The organism is Acidovorax sp. SUPP3434 (genome assembly GCF_030159015.1).
Classification (GTDB): domain Bacteria; phylum Pseudomonadota; class Gammaproteobacteria; order Burkholderiales; family Burkholderiaceae_C; genus Paracidovorax.
Window position 1 is genome coordinate 168,460 of record NZ_BQXL01000007.1, and the last position, 17,185, is coordinate 185,644.

The 17,185-nt window shown below is 67.4% G+C and carries 16 protein-coding genes; 9 read left to right on the top strand and 7 right to left on the bottom strand.

Annotation, left to right across the window (positions count from 1 at the left end):
- Nucleotides 1–2 precede the first annotated feature (2 nt).
- Nucleotides 3–1,628, bottom strand: a complete 1,626-nt coding sequence (locus AVKW3434_RS13430; RefSeq protein ID WP_284406237.1) for a recombinase family protein — start codon at nucleotides 1,626–1,628, stop codon at nucleotides 3–5.
- A 2-nt stretch (nucleotides 1,629–1,630) separates the two neighbouring features.
- Entirely contained in the window at nucleotides 1,631–1,939 is a 309-nt protein-coding gene (locus tag AVKW3434_RS13435) for a recombinase family protein (protein WP_284406238.1), read from the bottom strand.
- Nucleotides 1,940–2,087: 148 nt separating this feature from the next.
- Between AVKW3434_RS13435 and rimO the strand changes: the two genes are divergently transcribed.
- Complete coding sequence (gene rimO / locus AVKW3434_RS13440; RefSeq protein ID WP_284406240.1) at nucleotides 2,088–3,500, top strand: 30S ribosomal protein S12 methylthiotransferase RimO; 1,413 nt, start codon at nucleotides 2,088–2,090, stop codon at nucleotides 3,498–3,500.
- Nucleotides 3,501–3,726: 226 nt separating this feature from the next.
- Nucleotides 3,727–5,043 carry an Nramp family divalent metal transporter gene (locus AVKW3434_RS13445; protein WP_284406291.1) on the top strand — a complete coding sequence of 439 codons (1,317 nt, stop codon included), beginning with the start codon at nucleotides 3,727–3,729 and terminating at the stop codon, nucleotides 5,041–5,043.
- 55 nt (nucleotides 5,044–5,098) lie between these two features.
- Here AVKW3434_RS13445 and AVKW3434_RS13450 read toward each other — a convergent pair whose 3' ends face one another.
- Together AVKW3434_RS13450 and AVKW3434_RS13455 are read right to left on the bottom strand one after the other, a co-directional pair.
- Nucleotides 5,099–5,611, bottom strand: coding sequence for a hypothetical protein (locus AVKW3434_RS13450; protein ID WP_284406242.1), 513 nt, complete (start codon nucleotides 5,609–5,611; stop codon nucleotides 5,099–5,101).
- A 223-nt stretch (nucleotides 5,612–5,834) separates the two neighbouring features.
- Nucleotides 5,835–6,725, bottom strand: a complete 891-nt coding sequence (locus tag AVKW3434_RS13455; protein ID WP_284406243.1) for a DMT family transporter — start codon at nucleotides 6,723–6,725, stop codon at nucleotides 5,835–5,837.
- A 158-nt stretch (nucleotides 6,726–6,883) separates the two neighbouring features.
- Here AVKW3434_RS13455 and AVKW3434_RS13460 point away from each other — a divergent pair, with 158 nt between their 5' ends.
- The gene (locus AVKW3434_RS13460) at nucleotides 6,884–7,441 is read left to right on the top strand and encodes a helix-turn-helix domain-containing protein (protein WP_284406244.1); all 558 of its coding nucleotides are present in this window, start codon (nucleotides 6,884–6,886) and stop codon (nucleotides 7,439–7,441) included.
- Between the two features lie 81 nt (nucleotides 7,442–7,522).
- Here the strand turns inward: AVKW3434_RS13460 and efp are convergent, their stop codons facing one another.
- The 3 genes from efp to AVKW3434_RS13475 form a co-directional block, all read right to left on the bottom strand.
- Nucleotides 7,523–8,077, bottom strand: coding sequence for an elongation factor P (efp, locus tag AVKW3434_RS13465; protein WP_272552191.1), 555 nt, complete (start codon nucleotides 8,075–8,077; stop codon nucleotides 7,523–7,525).
- A 170-nt stretch (nucleotides 8,078–8,247) separates the two neighbouring features.
- Nucleotides 8,248–9,345: an elongation factor P maturation arginine rhamnosyltransferase EarP gene (gene earP, locus AVKW3434_RS13470; RefSeq protein WP_284406245.1), complete on the bottom strand. Its 1,098-nt coding sequence runs from the start codon at nucleotides 9,343–9,345 to the stop codon at nucleotides 8,248–8,250.
- Nucleotides 9,346–9,359: 14 nt separating this feature from the next.
- Nucleotides 9,360–10,259 carry a LysR family transcriptional regulator gene (locus AVKW3434_RS13475; protein WP_284406246.1) on the bottom strand — a complete coding sequence of 300 codons (900 nt, stop codon included), beginning with the start codon at nucleotides 10,257–10,259 and terminating at the stop codon, nucleotides 9,360–9,362.
- A gap of 143 nt (nucleotides 10,260–10,402) precedes the next feature.
- On the opposite strand from AVKW3434_RS13475, the gene AVKW3434_RS13480 reads away from it, so the two are divergent.
- The 6 genes from AVKW3434_RS13480 to AVKW3434_RS13505 all read left to right on the top strand — a co-directional run bounded on the left by AVKW3434_RS13480 (nucleotide 10,403) and on the right by AVKW3434_RS13505 (nucleotide 17,131).
- The gene (locus AVKW3434_RS13480; protein ID WP_284406292.1) at nucleotides 10,403–11,608 is read left to right on the top strand and encodes a CaiB/BaiF CoA transferase family protein; all 1,206 of its coding nucleotides are present in this window, start codon (nucleotides 10,403–10,405) and stop codon (nucleotides 11,606–11,608) included.
- Entirely contained in the window at nucleotides 11,605–12,636 is a 1,032-nt protein-coding gene (locus AVKW3434_RS13485; RefSeq protein ID WP_284406247.1) for a hydroxymethylglutaryl-CoA lyase, read from the top strand. Before AVKW3434_RS13480 ends, AVKW3434_RS13485 begins: the two co-directional genes overlap by 4 nt.
- Nucleotides 12,637–12,723: 87 nt before the next feature.
- A complete protein-coding gene (locus AVKW3434_RS13490) occupies nucleotides 12,724–13,701 on the top strand; it encodes a Bug family tripartite tricarboxylate transporter substrate binding protein (protein WP_502869080.1) in 978 nt (325 codons plus the stop codon).
- Between the two features lie 98 nt (nucleotides 13,702–13,799).
- Nucleotides 13,800–14,828 carry a Bug family tripartite tricarboxylate transporter substrate binding protein gene (locus tag AVKW3434_RS13495; protein WP_284406248.1) on the top strand — a complete coding sequence of 343 codons (1,029 nt, stop codon included), beginning with the start codon at nucleotides 13,800–13,802 and terminating at the stop codon, nucleotides 14,826–14,828.
- A gap of 245 nt (nucleotides 14,829–15,073) precedes the next feature.
- Nucleotides 15,074–16,030: a MurR/RpiR family transcriptional regulator gene (locus AVKW3434_RS13500; RefSeq protein ID WP_284406249.1), complete on the top strand. Its 957-nt coding sequence runs from the start codon at nucleotides 15,074–15,076 to the stop codon at nucleotides 16,028–16,030.
- Between the two features lie 93 nt (nucleotides 16,031–16,123).
- Nucleotides 16,124–17,131, top strand: a complete 1,008-nt coding sequence (locus AVKW3434_RS13505) for an isoaspartyl peptidase/L-asparaginase family protein (protein ID WP_284406250.1) — start codon at nucleotides 16,124–16,126, stop codon at nucleotides 17,129–17,131.
- The last annotated feature ends 54 nt before the right edge of the window (nucleotides 17,132–17,185 follow it).

Below are 17,185 nucleotides of genomic sequence, written 5' to 3' on the forward strand. Positions count from 1 at the left end.
GTTTAGACGGGCGCCGTGTCTTGCCGGATATCTTCTAGAGCCTGCCATGCTCCCTTCTTGTCGATACGCAGCACTCGCGAAACTCCCCCTTTCGCAAGCAGGACCACATCTGTGAATCGAGACTCGTCGTCGGGCCTTACGCCGGTGGCGTAAACGGCGATTCGCTCGAAGGTGTCGGCGATCAGTTGGCGAGCTTGAAGTCGGGAGTCGTAGTCCAGTTCCTGCACACCCTGAGCCAGGCTTGACCATTTCGTTTGGATGCCGTCAACGTCATTTCGGGCAAGTCCACTGATCTGGGCCTCGGTGTGCGCAATGGCGCGTTGCGTGGCCACTTTCTCCGCTTCGAGTTCCGCAGCCTTCTTCACGAACATGGCTGGGGTACTTCCGGATTCAGCCGACAACATGACTTCCATCAGTCGTTCCGATTGAGTCGTGATGTCAGCCTGCTTTTTGCGCAGTGCGGTCAACTGCTCGCGAAGCGGGGCCGCGCGGTCACCACCGTACAGTGCCCGTAGATTGATGATGTCAGAGCAGTAGCTCATGATTGCGCGCTCGATGGGCGCTACAGATCGCGAAACAGGGTGAGGGCAGGGCGGGCCACCGTACTGCTTGGCAGCGCACAGCAGCCGTCGATAGCCGTCTTTGAGCTTGTCGCCGTGTTTCTTGATCTTGCCGAACAGGTGTTGGCCTGACATCGCCCTCCCGCAGTAACCGCAGTAGGTGATCTTCAAGCCTGTGATGATGTGCGGAATGGTCGATTTGGCACCGCGACGCCCTCGCTCGCCGCCAACTGCCTGGATGTCATCCCACTCTTGGGCACTCAGGACTGGGGGGTAATAGTTCTTGAGGGCGAACTCCTGTCCTCCGGCACTGACGGTCTTGGTGCCGATCAAAGTGGGGTTCTTGATCACCTTGTAAAAGTGGGTGGCACTCAGTGGAAGATCGAAGGGACTCTCGCCGTTTTCGGCCAGTTGCCGCGCGATTCCTTGTCCAGAATGCCCAGCCTGGTAGAGGGCGATCGCTCTGCGAAGAGCATCGACTCGTTCCGGAATTGCTTCCCAGCCTGTATCGGTCTCCTTCAGCCATTGTGGATCTTGGCCTTGCCGGATCTTGCCGAGGTACGTCCCGGCTTCCCAAGCGCTGCACAACTTGACGATCGATGCGGTCACACGAACCGACTTGGTCTCACTCTCCTCATGCGCGCGGATCATGACCAGAAGCGAATAGATCAGCTTCATCGGATCCTTCTTGAGGGTCTCACGGCTGTAGGCTTGCCCATCTGAGGCGGTGACCACAGTCAGCCCGGCGCTGACGATCGAGGTCAATTGCGCCTGCGCAACCATCGGTTCGGCCCGTGACAGCCGATCAAGCCCTTCCACCACCAGCACTGAACCGGGCGGGATCTTGCCGTCTTCGACTGCGGCCAGAAACACCCCGAGGGCGCCCGATTTGATGTGCCGTTGATGGTATGCGGACAGGCCCTCGTCTCGCATCGTCAGGCGTTCATCCAAGGCAAGACCGTGTTCGGCAGCCCATTTGGCTGCATAGGCTGTTTGCCGTTCGCTGCTGTGACCAGTCGATTGACGGGGGTCGGAGAATCGCATGTAGCTGTAAACAAGACCAGACATTTTTAGTTCTCCGTTTGGGCGCGAATCGTGATCGACAGCGAAATGAGTAATTTGGAAGGATCTTTCTTGATGGACTCGCTGTCGTGGGCTTGTCCATCTAACGCGGTGACGACAATCAGGCCGGCGCTTACAATCTCGACTAATTGCGCCAGCGCGACCATCAGATTGGCCCGTGATCGCCGATCCAGCTCTTCCACTACCAGGATCGAACCTGGCGGGGTCTTGCCGTCTTTGACCACGGCCAAAAATACCCCGAGGGCGCCCGACTTGATGTGCTGCTGATGGTGTGCGGACAGAGCTTCGTCTCGCATCGTCAGGCTTCCATCCAACGCTAGACCGTGCTTTGCGGCCCATTGGGCTGCGTAGGCCGTTCGCCGCTGGTTGCTGAGTGCCCTGCGAGGGCCTGAGAAGCGCCTGAAGCTGTATACAAGACCAGACATTTTTAGATAGAGAAGAACTATGACCACGACAACCGAAGACGCCCTGGCGGCAGTCCCGAAGAAGCGCGCGCCGAGTATAGGTATGGTATCACTAGGGTGTCCCAAAGCCTTGACCGACTCCGAACTGATCCTCACGCAGCTCAGTGCCGAGGGCTACCAGACCTCCAAGACTTTCGAAGGTGCCGATCTCGTCATCGTCAACACCTGCGGCTTCATTGACGATGCCGTCAAGGAAAGCCTGGACACCATCGGCGAGGCGCTGGCCGAGAACGGCAAGGTCATCGTCACCGGCTGCCTGGGTGCACGGTCCGGCGACGGTGGCGGGAACCTGGTGCGGCAAATGCACCCCAGCGTGCTGGCCGTCACCGGCCCCCATGCCACGCAGGAGGTGATGGATGCCGTCCACCTGAACCTGCCCAAACCGCACGACCCGTTCATCGACCTGGTGCCGGGCAGCTTCGGCGTGGCGGGCATCAAGCTCACGCCCAAGCACTACGCATACCTCAAGATCAGCGAGGGCTGCAACCACCGCTGCACCTTCTGCATCATCCCCTCCATGCGCGGCGACCTCGTCTCGCGTCCCATCGGCGATGTGCTGAGCGAGGCCAAGGCTTTGTTCGAAGGCGGCGTCAAGGAACTGCTGGTCATCAGCCAGGACACCTCGGCGTTCGGCGTCGATGTGAAGTACCGCACGGGTTTCTGGGACGGCAAGCCCGTCAAGACCCGCATGCTGGAGCTGGTGCAGACCCTGGGCGAGATCGCCGAACCCTACGGCGCCTGGGTGCGCCTGCACTACGTGTACCCCTACCCGAGCGTCGATGAGGTCATCCCCCTCATGGCCACGGGCAAGGTGCTGCCGTACCTGGACGTGCCGTTCCAGCACAGCCACCCGGACGTGCTCAAGCGCATGAAGCGCCCCGCCAGCGGCGAGCGCAATCTGGAGCGCATCCAGCGCTGGCGCGAGACCTGCCCCGAAATCGTCATCCGCAGCACCTTCATCGCCGGCTTTCCGGGCGAGACCGAAGAAGAGTTCCAGCACCTCCTGGACTTCGTGCGCGAGGCGCAGATCGATCGTGCAGGCTGCTTTGCCTACAGCGACGTGAACGGCGCGGTGGCCAATGAACTGCCCGGCATGCTGCCGATGGAATTGCGCGAAGAGCGCCGCGCGCGCTTCATGGCCGTGGCCGAGGAAGTGTCCGCCGCCAAGCTGCGCAGCCGCGTGGGCGCCACCATGCAGGTGCTGGTCGACTCCGCCCCCGCGCTGGGCAGAAAGGGCGGCACCGGCCGCACCTATGCCGATGCGCCCGAGATCGACGGCGTGGTGCACCTGCTGCCGCCCGAGAAGATCAGCAAGACGATGAAGGTGGGCGAGTTCACCCGGGCCCGCATCGTCGGCACGCAGGGACACGATCTGGTCGCACTGCCGATTTGACCGGAGGCGGCGCGGAGCCCGCGCGGGCGGGTCGCCGCGGCGGGCGCAGGCCTGACGGCAGATACCGCCCATCGCGCCGTGCCATGGCGGCGATTGATCGCTCGCCGCATAGCCCGAGCGCGCCGCCATGGCAACCCCACGCCGTCTATCTGCGCAATAGGCGCGGCGCCATCCCGTCGCGTGTCTGTTGCCGGGCCGGGCTACGTATCATCGACCTCCCATGCCCATGTTCCCCTTGCCGCGCACCGCCACCGCGCCTTTCTGCCCGTCCGAAGTCAAGGGCAGCGTCCAGGTGGACCCCGGCCTCCCGTTTTCCAAAAAGCTGCTGCGCTACGCAGGGCCGGGCCTGCTGGTCTCGGTGGGCTACATGGACCCGGGCAATTGGGCGACGGACATCGAGGCCGGCTCGCGCTTCGGCTACGGGCTGCTCTTCGTCGTGCTGCTGGCGAGCCTCGCCGCCATGCTGCTGCAGACCCTGTGCGTGCGTCTGGGGCTGGTGGCGCGCCGGGACCTGGCCCAGCTGTGCCGCGAGCGCTATTCCCCCGCCGTGAACCGGTGCCTCTGGCTGGGGGCGGAACTGGCGATCGTGGCCTGCGATTTGGCCGAGGTGCTGGGCAGCGCGCTTGCGCTGCACCTGCTGTTCGGCGTGTCGATTCCGGTGGGTATCGCCATCACCGCCTTCGACACTGTGCTGGTGCTGGGCTTGCAGGGCGCGGGGTTCCGGCGGGTGGAGGCCATCGTGCTGGCGCTGGTGGCCACCATCGCCGCATGCTTTGCGGTGGAGCTGGCGTTCTCGCAGCCGATCTGGTCGCAGGTGGCGATGGGCTTCGTGCCCAGTCTGGAGCGGCTGCAGCAGCCCGGGGCGCTGTACCTGGCCATCGGCATCGTGGGCGCCACGGTCATGCCGCACAACCTGTACCTGCACTCGTCCATCGTGCAGACCCGGCTGGTGGCCGACACCGATGCGGCGCGGCGCGAGGCCATTCGTTTCTGCACCTGGGATGCCGTGGTGTCGCTGTCGCTCGCGCTGCTGGTGAACGCGGCCATCATGGTGCTGGCCGCCAGTGCCTTCCACCATAGCGGCCACCGCGACGTGGCCGACATCGCCGACGCCTACCACCTCATCGAACCCCTGGTGGGCAGCGCCCTCGCGGCCGCGCTCTTCGGCATCGCGCTGCTGGCCTCGGGCCAGAGTTCGACCTTCACGGGCACCATCGCCGGGCAGATCGTGATGGAAGGATTCCTGGATCTCAAGATTCCCTGCTGGCAGCGGCGCCTCATCACGCGGGGCCTGGCGCTGGTGCCGGCTTTCGTGGGCGTGTGGTGGCTGGGCGATGCGGGTGTGGGCAAGATGCTGGTGCTCAGCCAGGTGGTGCTGAGCTTTCAGCTGCCCTTCGCGATGTGGCCGCTGATCCGGTTCAGCAGCAGCCCCGAGGTGATGGGCCGCTTTGCCACCGGACGGACCCTCCGGCTGGCGGCCTGGGGGCTGTTCGCCGTGATCTCGCTGGCGAACCTCTGGCTGGTGACGGCGGTGTTCGGCTGAGAAAGGCCGCTTCCGCCAGAAGCTGCCGCTGCGGCCCCCTGCTTGATTGGTCGGCTCAGTTGGTGGGATAGGCCGTCAGCAGGATCCATTTGCCGCCGACCACTTCGAAGTCGAGCTGGATGTTGGAGAACTGCGATTTCGTCTTGGTGGTGCATTCGCCGTTGGCGTTGGCAGCGGTGCAGTTGAAGCCGCCGATCAGGTCTTTTTTCAGCACGCTGTAGACCGTCACCTTCTGCCGTGCATGCGTGCCGGAGCAGTCGACGGCCGTGCCCTTGTATTTTTTCGGGTCCTGGTAGTTGTTCCAGAAGCCGCTGTATTCCCCCACGCTGGAGAACAGCGTCTTGTCCTTCTGGCTGGAGCCCTTGGGCGGCGTCGCGCCGAAGACGTGCTGGTTGAGGTGGCCGCCATCGGCGTTGTTGTTGGCCGAGACGGCGCTGTGCTGCACGGTCGCGATGGCGCGGCATTCCACGGCGTGGGCAGTTCGGCTGAGGCCCGGTGCCATGAGCAGCGCGGCCATGGCGGACAGCGCGAAGGGGGCGGTGGACGAAAAAAAGCGGATCGAATGCATGCGGGCTCCCTGGTGTTATGTAATGAAATCATTGCCGGAAGGCCTGGCAATTGCCCACCCGACGCCCCTGTGCCATGGCGGGCCTGGATGCTGGCAAGGGGTGAGCGCCTGTCGGCCTTCCGGTGGCTCCATTCTGGAAAGACTCCCCTTGCAGCGCTCTGAAGATTGCGTGAATCGTCCTGAAATGGGCTGAAGCGCGAAAGCGCACGCTTCGTGCGCGTGGCTATCGCGGCGCTGGGTGGCGTGCGGCCATGCGCCATCCAAAGTTCATCCCTGCCACGGCCATGAGGATGGCGACGGCGCCACCGACCTGCATCGGGCTCAGCCGATGGCCGAAGGCCCACGCGTCCACCCCGATGGCCACGATGGGATAGATGAACGACAGAACGCCCACCATCGACGTCGATAACTTCTGTATGGCGCTGTACAGGAGCGTGGACATCAGGCCCGTGTGAATGAATCCGATCACCAGCAGCAAACCCCAGGTGGGTAGCGTCGATCCGCCCGTCGGGGCCTGGGCGAACGGCAGCAAAAGCAGGGTGCCGACGATCAGCTGGATCAGGACGATCAGCCGGGGCGGCACGCCGCTCAGCCTTTTGGTGATTGCGGCCGCCATGGCGTAGAAGAACGCGGCGGCCAGTGCCAGTCCGACGCCTTCCAGGTAGCCGGAGGGCAGCGCGCCCCACTGTCCACCGCCGACGACGATGAGCACGAGGCCGCCGAACGCGATGCCCAGCCATCCTGCCTGCGACGCGGTCAGCTTTTCTCCGAAGAACAGCGCCCCCAGCGCCACGAGCATGAAGGGCTGGGTGTGGTAGGTCACCGTGGCAATCGCGATGGATGCGTGCGAGTAGGCGGCAAACAGCAGGCCCCAGCTGGCCGCCAGGGCGATGCCGCCGAGTGCGGCCATGCCGGCTTGCCTGCGGCCGATGTTCCATCGCTCTGGCTGGCCCGGACGGAGACAGAGCATCAGCAGCGCCACGGCACCGAACGCGCAGCGCCAGAAGACCACTGCGCCGGCAGGCATTCCGGTCTGCAGCACCAGCCAGCCCACCGTGCCGGCGATGACCATGGCGGTGGTCATCTCCAGCGTCCCTGCCGTTTTCGGATGCATGGATCGTTGCCTGTGTGGATTGCCCAGTCGCCTGGGCAAGGGATCGGAAGGAAGCGGTTCGTTCTTTAAAAAGAACGAACGAGCGGTATGATGAACTTGCTTCATTTGTTCGTCAAGTCGAACGATTGTTCTTTTTGATGAGATAGGATGACCATCCCTTGACCACCAGTCCTTCACCCATCCGCCTGTTGGCCGCGGCCGTGCGCCGCGAGCGCGAGCGCCTCGGCCTGTCCGTGTCGGAACTCGCCAAACGGGCGGCCATCGCCAAATCGACGATCTCCCAGCTGGAGGCGGGCGTCGGCAATCCGAGCCTGGAGACGCTCTGGGCGCTCGCCACGGCGCTGGATGTGCAGGTGACGCAATTGATCGCCCAGCCCAGAACCCATGTGCAGGTCATCCGGGCCCATGAGGGGGTGGCGCTGGCTTCGGAGCAGGCGAACTACGCGGCGACCTTGCTGGCGGTGTGCCCTGCCGGCGTGCAGCGCGATCTCTACCGCCTGTCGGTTCAGCCCGGCGCACCCAGGACTTCCGAGCGCCACTTGCCGGGCACGGTGGAGCACGTCGTCCTGTGCAGCGGACGCGCCAGGCTGGGGCCGGTCGGCCATCTGGTGGAACTTGGCCCGGGGGACTATGCCAGCTACTCGGCGGATGAAACGCATGTGTTCGAAGCGCTGGAGCCTCAGACGACGGCGGTCATGCTGATCGAGCACACATGACATGGACTGGCCCAGCGGAAATGAAAAAGGGCACCGGCCGAAGCGGGTGCCCTTGGGGGATCGAAAGTCGATCCGGATCGATCAGACGCGCTTGCGGTATTCGCCCGTGCGGGTGTCGATTTCGATCTTGTCGCCCTGGCTCACGAACAGCGGCACGGGCACTTCGAAGCCGGTGGCGATCTTGGCGGGCTTGAGCACCTTGCCGGACGTGTCGCCCTTGACGGCGGGTTCCGTCCAGGTGACTTCACGTTCCACGCTGGTGGGCAGTTCGACCGAGATGGCCTTGCCGTCGTAGAACACCACTTCGACGGTCATGCCGTCTTCCAGGTAGTTCAGCGCGTCGCCCATGTTCTCGGCTTCGACTTCGTACTGGTTGAACTCGGTGTCCATGCAGACGTACATCGGGTCGGCAAAGTAGGAGTAGGTGCACTCCTTCTTGTCCAGGATGACGTTGTCGATCTTGTCGTCGGCCTTGAACACGTTTTCGGTACCGAAGTTGCCGATCAGGCTCTTGAGCTTCATGCGGACCGTGGCGGCGCCGCGGCCGCCGCGTGCGTATTCGGTCTTCAGGACGACCATCGGGTCCTTGCCGTGCATGATCACATTGCCGGCGCGGATTTCTTGAGCGATTTTCATAGCAGATTGCTGGGCTGGGGTTGAAGCCGCTCTACGCGCCGGGGCGCTGCGGGCGCTGCCTGAGAGGTGCAGCGCAAGGTCCGAGCGCCAGCGCATGTTCCGCGGCGGGATGCGCCGGCCGGTCACTTCGTCAGAAAGTGCCGCCTTGGGTTGGCGCAAAACCATGGATTTTAGCTTTTTTCGGCCACGAACCCCAGCAGTTGGGTCAACAGGTCGTCCTGCGCGAGCAACCGTGCGCGGGCCGCCTGCACGGTCGCGCGCCATTCCTGCAGCGTGGCGGCGTCCAGCGCGGGCAGGGGACCGTCCTGTTCGAGCCCGTTCCACAGCGCGTGGAAACGCCGCAGCGAAGGAGGCGCCTGGAGCCAGTCGAGGAACGCGTGCAGCTTGGCATGGTGGGCCTGGTCGTCCTGGGGGTAGATATGCCACACGAAGGGCTGGCCGGCCCACAGGGCGCGCACCAGCGAGTCCTCGCCGCGCACGCAGTTGAAATCGCAGGCCCACAGCATCTCGTCGAACGCCGGCTGGGGGCAGGGCGCGAGGTATGAAATCGATAGCAGGCTGCCGTCGTCCTGATTGCGCTGAAGGCCATTTTGGCTCTGATTCTCCAGTGCCTGGACGGCTGCCGTTGCGCGGCCGGGGGTGACGAGCAAATGGGCGCCGGCATGCTGCCGCAGCCGGTCGAGCAGCGAAGGCAAGGCGAGTGGCTCGTAGCAAAACAGCGAAACAGCGAAGGCCCCGGCCGCCACGCCGTGGCGGGCACGCCAGCCGGCGCGGTCGAAGGCGGCCTGTCGGTCCATCAACCCCGGCTCGCGCAGCAGCCCGCCCGTGCGGCGGGTGAACCCCGGGTAGAAGAACCAGCGCGTGCAGCCCGCGCCGGGGCCGGACATCAGCAGGGAGGGCAGGCGGTGGCTGCGCTCCACATAGCTTTCGGCGCTGAGGTACTCCAGGTTGATCCAAAGGCGTTTTTGGCCTGATGCCCTAGTGGAATATGCCATGGATGCTATGAAATCAGGAGCAATCTCGCAGCCGAACGCCTCGATGACCACGTCGCCCGCGCCGTCGGGCGGGGCCTTGGCAGGCCAGGGCAGGACCTGCACGCCCGGTGCGCCGGCAGGGGCCATCCAGCCCAGCGCGGTGGCGTCGTCCGTCCACAGGCGGACGGCGTGGCCCCGCCCGGCCAGGTCGGCGGCGAGGCGCCAGCACACGCCGATGTCGCCGTAGTTGTCGATGACCTGGCAGAACAGGTCCCAGCGCAGGGGGGAGGCCATGGGGTGCGCAGGGCTCATGCGCCGCCCCCGGCCGGCGCCCGCAGATGCTCCACCAGCAGCTGCGCCACGCGCGACAGCGGCTCCCCGGACCGAACGCACAGCGACAGCTGCCGGTGCGCCCACGGCTCGGCCAGGGTGATGGGCCGCAGGGCCAGGGTGGCGTGGTACAGCTGGGCGCTGCCGCGGGGCAGCACGCCCACGCCCAGGCCCGCGGACACCATGAGGCACAGCGCGTCGTAGCTGGTGACCTGGATGCGCAGCTTGAGCGGCAGGCCCGCTTCGGCCGCCGCGCGGGTGAGCTGGTTGTTGATGGCGCTGCCCGGGTGCACGCCCACGAAGTCAAACGGCAGCGCATCGGCCAGCCGCACCGAGCGCCGCCGGGCCAGCGGATGGCCGGCGGGGGCGATCAGCACCAGTTCGTCGGTGCGGTAGGGCAGCAGGGCGACGCGCTCGCCGTAGCTGCCGTGGTTGAGGATGCCCACGTCTGCGGCGTTCTCGGCCACCGAATGGGCGATGGCGCTGCTGATCTGCTCCTGCAGCCGCACCTGGACCTGCGGGTGCGCGGCCATGAAGGCGGGCAGCTCGGCCGGCAGGAACTGGGTGATGGCCGAGATGTTGGCCACCACGCGCACGTGGCCCCGCACCCCCGCGCGGAAGTCGCGCATCTGCAGGGCGATGCCATCGAGTTCATTGAGCACGCCGCGCGCCATGTTCAGCAGTGCATACGCTGCGTCGGTGGGCTCGGTACCCCGGTTGCTGCGGCTGAAAAGCTCCACCTGCAGCGTGCCCTCCAGCTCGGCCAGGCGCCGGCTGGCGGCCGACGGGGCGATGTGCTCGCGCGCCGCGGCGCGGGCGATGGCGTTTTCTTCCATCACCGCCACGAACAGGCGCAGGGAAACCGGGTCGAGCTTCATGGGCGCCGATGGTACTGCCGCCGGCGAGCCGGCCATGCCGGTTTGCGATGGCGGCGTCGCGCATCGGGGTTTTGCGGCGGGCGGGGGCCGGGGCATGATCCGCGCCATTCGAACGAAGGGACGCGACAGGAATGACGACGATGATGGATACGACAGCAGCCCCCGCCGCGCTGGCCGGGGTGCGGGTGATCGAGATGGGCCAGCTGATCGCCGGGCCGTTCTGCGGCAAGACGCTGGGCGAGTTCGGCGCCGACGTGGTGAAGATCGAGGCGCCCGGCGCGGGCGATCCGCTGCGCAACTGGCGGCTGATCAAGGAAGGCACCTCGGTGTGGTGGCAGGTGCAGTCGCGCAACAAGCGTTCGCTGGCGCTGGACCTGCGCCAGCCCGAAGGGCAGGACATCGCGCGCCGGCTCATCGCCGAGGCCGATGTGCTGATCGAGAACTTTCGCCCCGGCACGCTGGAGGACTGGGGCATGTCGCCCGAGGCGCTGCATGCGCTCAACCCCGGGCTGGTGATCCTGCGCATCTCGGGCTATGGGCAGACCGGCCCCTACCGCGACCTGCCGGGCTTCGGAATGATCGGCGAGGCCATGGGCGGCCTGCGCCACCTGACGGGCGAGCCCGGCCGCGTGCCGGTGCGCGTGGGCGTCTCCATCGGCGACACGCTGGCGGCGCTGCACGGCGCCGTGGGCGTGCTGACGGCGCTCTACCACCGCAAGGTGAACGGCGGCAAAGGCCAGGTGATCGACGTGGCGCTGCACGAAGCCGTATTCAACGTGATGGAGAGCCTCATTCCCGAGTACAGCGCCTTCGGTGCCGTGCGCGGCGCAGCGGGCAGCGCGCTGCCGGGCATCGCGCCGTCCAACGCGTATCCGTGCACCGATGGCTGGGTGCTGGTGGCGGGCAATGGCGACAGCATCTTCAAGCGGCTGATGGAGGCCATCGGCCGGCCCGATCTGGCGGCGGCGCCCGACCTGGGCAGCAATGCCGGGCGGGTGGCCCGGGTGGCGGAGATCGACGCGGCCATCGGCGAATGGACGGCCGGGCGCACCGTGCAGGCGGTGCTGGAGGGCCTGGGCGCTGCCCGCGTGCCCGCCGGCAAGGTGTACACGGCGCAGGACATCGCCGAAGACCCGCACTACCGCGCCCGCGACATGCTGCTGCCGCAGACCACGCGCGACGGCTATGTGGTCGAGGTGCCGGGCATCGTGCCCAAGCTGTCGGGCACGCCGGGCACGATTCGCTCCAGTGCGCCTCACCTGGGCGACGACACCGATGCGGTGCTGGCCGAGGCGGGCCTGACCGCCCAACAGATCGCGCTGCTGCGCAGCAAGGGGGTGATCCAATGACCGCGACTCGCAACCCGTCGAACGGGGCGGATGAAACGCGCGAAGCCCGGGCCGGCTTGTGGAGCGGCAACGGCCGCCGCATCCACCTGCAGGAAGTGGGAACGCGCGACGGCCTGCAGATGGAGCAGGCCTTCGTGCCCACGGAAGACAAGATCGCGCTGGTCGATGCGCTGTCGGCGGCGGGCCTGTCGAAGATCGAGGTGACGGCGTTCGTCTCGCCCACGGCGATACCGGCGCTGCGCGATGCCGAGATCGTGATGCGCGAGATCGTGCGGCGCCCCGGCACGGTGTACAGCGCGCTGGTGCCCAACGTGCGCGGCGCCGAGCGCGCCATCGAGGCGCACACCGACGAGCTGAACCTGGTCATGTCCGCCAGCGAGACGCACAACCTGGCCAACCTGCGCATGGCGCGCGCGCAATCGTTCGCGGCGCTGTCGCAGGTGGTGGCCACCGCCCAGGCCGCGGGCGTGGCGGTGAACGTGTCGCTGTCGTGCGTGTTCGGCTGCCCCATGGAAGGCGAGGTGGCGCAGGCGCAGGTGTTCGGCTGGGTGCAGCGCTTCGCCGACCTGGGCGTGCGCGGCATCACCCTGTGCGACACGACCGGCATGGCGTATCCGACCCAGGTGGCGCATCTCACCGCTGCCGCCCGGGCGCGCTGGCCGGAGGTGGATTTCACGCTGCACTTTCACAACACGCGCGGCATGGGGTTGGCGAACGTGCTCGCCGCCATCGATGCGGGGGCGGACCGTTTCGACGCGTCGCTCGGCGGCCTGGGTGGCTGCCCCTATGCGCCGGGTGCGTCGGGCAACGTGTGCAGCGAGGAGATCGCGCACGCGCTGCAATGGATGGGCTACGACACGGGCGTGGATCTTTCGCAGCTGATCGCCGCGGCGGCCCGGTTGCCCGGGCTGATCGGCCACGACATTCCCAGCCAGATCGTGAAGGCGGGGCGGCGGCTGGACCTGCACCCGGTGCCGGACGGCTTCGAGGCGATCCGCGAACGGGCACGGGCGCGCGAAGCCGCCTGAACGCCGGGCGGCAGCGGCTTTCCTGCGGGAAGGTCCGCGTGCCGGCGCGGCGCGGTGCATCGATCAACACCCAAGGAGACAAAAAGGATGGATACGCATTCACTCTCGCGCCGCGCGGCGCTGGGCATGCTGCTGTGCGGCATGGCGGGCACGGCCCTGGCGCAGGCGGGCTACCCCCAGCGCGCGATCACCCTCGTGGTGCCGCAGCAGGCCGGTGGCGCCAACGACGCGATCGCCCGCGTGGTGGCGCAAAAGCTGTCGGAACAGCTGGGGCAGCCGGTGGTGGTGGACAACCGCCCCGGTGCGGGCGGCAACGTGGGCACGGCCGCGGCGGCCAAGGCCCGGCCGGACGGCTACACCCTGCTGCTCACGGCGGACAGCGCGCAGGTCATCAACCCCTGGCTCTACCAGCACACCGGGTTCGATCCGGTGAAGGATTTCGAGCCGGTGGCGCCGCTGGCCACGGCGGGCTATGTGCTGGTGGCGAACCCGGCGTTTCCCGCGTCCAACGTGGCCGAGCTGGTGGCGCTGGCCAAGGCCCACCCGGGCCAGTACGCCATCGCCTCGGCGGGCAACGGCACGCTCAACCACCTGATCGGCGAGATGCTGCAAAAGACCGCCGGCATCACGCTGCAGCACGTGCCCTACAAGGGCTCCGCCGCGGCGGCCACGGACGTGGTGGGTGGGCAGGTGCCGCTGTCGGTGCAGAGCCTGCCGTCCTCCATCGCCTTCATCAAGGCCGGCAAGCTCAAGGTGCTGGGCGTGGTGAACACGCGGCGCGTGGCGGCCTTGCCGGACGTGCCCACCATCGGCGAGACGCTGGCGGGTTTCGGCCAGACACCGTGGTACGGGCTTTTCGCGCCGGCCGGCACCCCGCCCGCCGTGGTCGCGCGGCTGCAGGCCGAGGTGGCCAAGGCGCTGGAGCAGAAAGACGTGGCCGAGCGGCTCGCCGCCGTGGGGTGCGAGCCCTACAAGGGCAACTCGGCCCAGCTGGCTGCGCTGGTGCGGGACGACCTCGCGCGCTGGGGCCGGGCGGTGAAGGACACCGGGGCCAAGCTGGATTGACGGCAGGCCGACCGGCCCGTGCGGACCGATGGCGGGGCCTGACCCGCCGCCGCAGGGCCGTCTTTCTTTTGAATTTCAAAAAACCAAGGAGACATGGCATGAGAACGACAGCGACAGCGACAGCGACAGCGACAACGGTCACCCCGACCAACCCTTGCGCATCCCGCCGCCTGGCAACGGTGGCCGTCGCGCTGGCTGCGGCCTTCGCCGGCACCGCCGGGGCGCAGGGCGGCTATCCGAACAAGCCGGTCACCCTGGTGGTGCCCACCGCCGCGGGCGGCACCACGGACCTGTCCGCGCGCATGCTCGCGCAGGCCCTGGGCCCGGTGCTGGGCCAGTCGGTGGTGGTGGACAACAAGGGCGGCGGCAACGGCAACATTGCCGCCGGTGCCGTCAAGCGGGCCGAGCCCGATGGGTACACGCTGCTCATGCAGTACTCGGGCTATCACGTGATCTCGCCACTGCTCACCCGGCAAAAGCAGTGGGAGCCGGGGGATTTCCAGCCCATTGCTAACGTGCTGTCGGCGCCGCAGATCATCGTCGTGCGCGACGGGCTGCCCGTGAAGACGCTGGCCGATCTGATCGCCTACGCCAAGGCGCATCCCGGCAAGCTCAACTACGCCTCTTCCGGCAACGGCTCGCTGCAGCACGTGACCGGTGCCATGCTGGAGCAGCAGGGCGGCGTGAAGATGGTGCACGTGCCGTACAAAGGCACCGGCCCGGCGCTGCAGGATCTGCTGGGCGGGCAGGTGGACCTGACCTTCGGCACCGCGCCACCGTTCATGCCCCACATCCAGGCCGGCAAGCTGCGCGTGCTGGCGGTCACCGGAAAGCAGCGCCTGGCCAGCCTGCCGGACGTGCCCACCACCGCCGAGGCGGGCTACCCCAAGGTGGATGCCACGTCGTGGTTCGCGCTGTTCGCCCCGGCCCACGTGCCCAAGGCGGTGGTGGACAAGCTGGTGGCCGATGTGCGCACCGTGGTGCAAAACCCCGCATTCCAGCAAAAGGCCCTGGAGCAGGGCGCCACCGCCGACTACCAGGGGCCGCAACCGCTCGCCGAGCGGGTGAAGGCCGACTTGGCCAACTGGGCACAGGTGGTGAAGGCCTCCAAGATCGAGGCGGACTGATCGTTCCTCGCCCCTCGCCCCTCGCCCCTCGGGCCGCCCGCTGAGGGCCCTCCAGCCATCGAAGCCCTGCGCAGTGCGCAGGGCTTCTTGCTTTGTGCGCCGAGACAACGGGAGGGGCTGCCGTGAAGGGACCCATCATGCGCTTGTAAAAATTCTTTGAATGATTGAATTTTTTCTTTAATATGACGGTGTTGTAAATTTTTTATCAAAAGCGCTCTAACGCTTTCTCCACCCGGCACCCGCCCATGTCCGCCATTCCCGACCCGAGCACCGAAGCCCCGACGATCGCCATCCGCATCGGCCGGGTGCGTCCCACGCTCACCCGGTCGCACCAGCAGATGGCGGATTACGTGCTGGCCCACCCGCTGCAGGCGGCCACCATGCCCATCGACGAACTCGCGGCGGCGGTGGGCGTTTCCATCGCAACGGCCAACCGCTTCGCCCGGGCCATCGGTCTGGACGGCTATCCCATGCTGCGGGCCGAGCTGGTGCGCGGTTTCGAAGCCATGCTGGCGCCCATCGAGAAGATGCGCATCAAGCTGGAAAAACCCAGCAGCATCGGCGACGTGTTCGCCGCCGCGCTGGAGGAAAGCCAGCGCAACATCGCCGCCACGCGCGAGGCCCTGGACCCGGCCGCGTGCGAGGCCGCGGTGCAGGCCATCGTGGGGGCGCGGCGCATCTACCTGGCTGGCTTCGGCGCCAGCGGCTGGCTCGCCGGTCTGCTGCAGCGCGGGCTGGATGCGCATTGCGACGGCGTGCACCTGCTGGCCGGTGTGGCGGGTGCGTCCTACGGCGCGCGGCTGCTGCCGCGCATGGGCGAGGAAGACCTGTTCATCGCCATCAGCTACCCCCGCTACCTGACCGATACCGTCGTGCTGGCGCAGGGCGCCTTCGAGCGCGGCGTGCGCGTGCTGGCACTGACCGACGGGCTGCAGTCGCCCCTGGTGCCCTTCGCCCACGGCTGCCTGTTCGCGCAGACCGAAAACCAGTACGCGGCCAATTCCGAATCGTCGGCGCTGGCCATGATCGAGGCGCTCACCAGTGCCGTGGCGCACCAGGCCAAGGAGTCGGTGAAGACCGCGGCGCGCATGACCGAGGCGGTGCTGCCCTGGCTGCACGACAGCTCGCGCACGCGGCTGGCGCCACGCTCGGCCGACACCACTGCCAGGAAGCCCGCTGCCAAGGGCAATGGCCGCGCCTGAACGGCGGCCGCATCCATCGCCCCCCGACTGCCTTTCGCCTGGCCGATTGATTCGTTTCCATCCACTTCGCTGACCGGTTTTGCCGCTTCTTCCATGACCGTTTTTCCGTCTCCTCCCGGCCGTCCCGTTCCGGTGATCGCCATCCACGGCGGTGCCGGCACGCTGAGCCGCGCGCAGATCGACGCCCGGCAGGAGCGGGCCTACCACGGTGTGCTGCAGGACGTGCTGCGCGCCGGACAGGTGGTGCTGGAGCAGGGCGGGTCGGCCGCCGATGCGGTATGCACGGCCGTGCAGTTGCTGGAAGATTGCCCGCTCTTCAACGCCGGGCATGGCGCGGTGTTCACCGCCGACGCGACCCATGAACTGGATGCCGCGCTGATGGAGGGCGCCACGCTGGCGGCCGGCGCGGTGGCCGGCGTGCGCCACGTGCGCAATCCCATCCTGGCGGCCCGCGCGGTGCTGCGCCAGGGCCAGCATGTCCTCATGGCGGGCGAGGGCGCCGAGCGCTTGGCGCGCGATGCGGGGCTGGCCATGGTCGAGCCCCACTACTTTTCGACCGAAGCCCGGCGCGCCCAGTTGCTGGCTGCGCAGGCCCGCCAGTCGGGCGCGGTGCTGGACCACGACGGCGCCGCCGCACTGGCCGGCCTCTCGGGCCGCGCGCTGGACGAAGACCGCAAGATGGGCACCGTGGGCGCGGTGGCGCTGGATGCCCAGGGCCACCTCGCAGCGGCCACCTCCACGGGCGGCATGACCAACAAGCGTCCCGGCCGCGTGGGCGACAGCCCGCTCATCGGCGCAGGCACCTATGCGGACGACCGCACGGCTGCGGTTTCGTGCACGGGCCATGGCGAAGCCTTCATCCGCGTGAGCGCGGCGCACGACATCTGCGCGCGCATGGCCTACGGCGGCGCCTCGCTGGAGGCGGCTGTCGATGCCGTGGTGCATGGCGCGCTGCCCGCCGTGGGCGGCACCGGTGGCCTGATTGCGGTGGACCGCCACGGCAACGTGTGCCTGCCGTTCAACACCGAGGGCATGTACCGCGGCGTGGCCCGCGTCGGCCACGCGGCCGAGTCCTTCATCTTCCGCACGCCGGATGCCTGAAGCCCACGGGCCGATGCATCGACCGACCGACCGACTGGCCGCCTGATCGCCTGA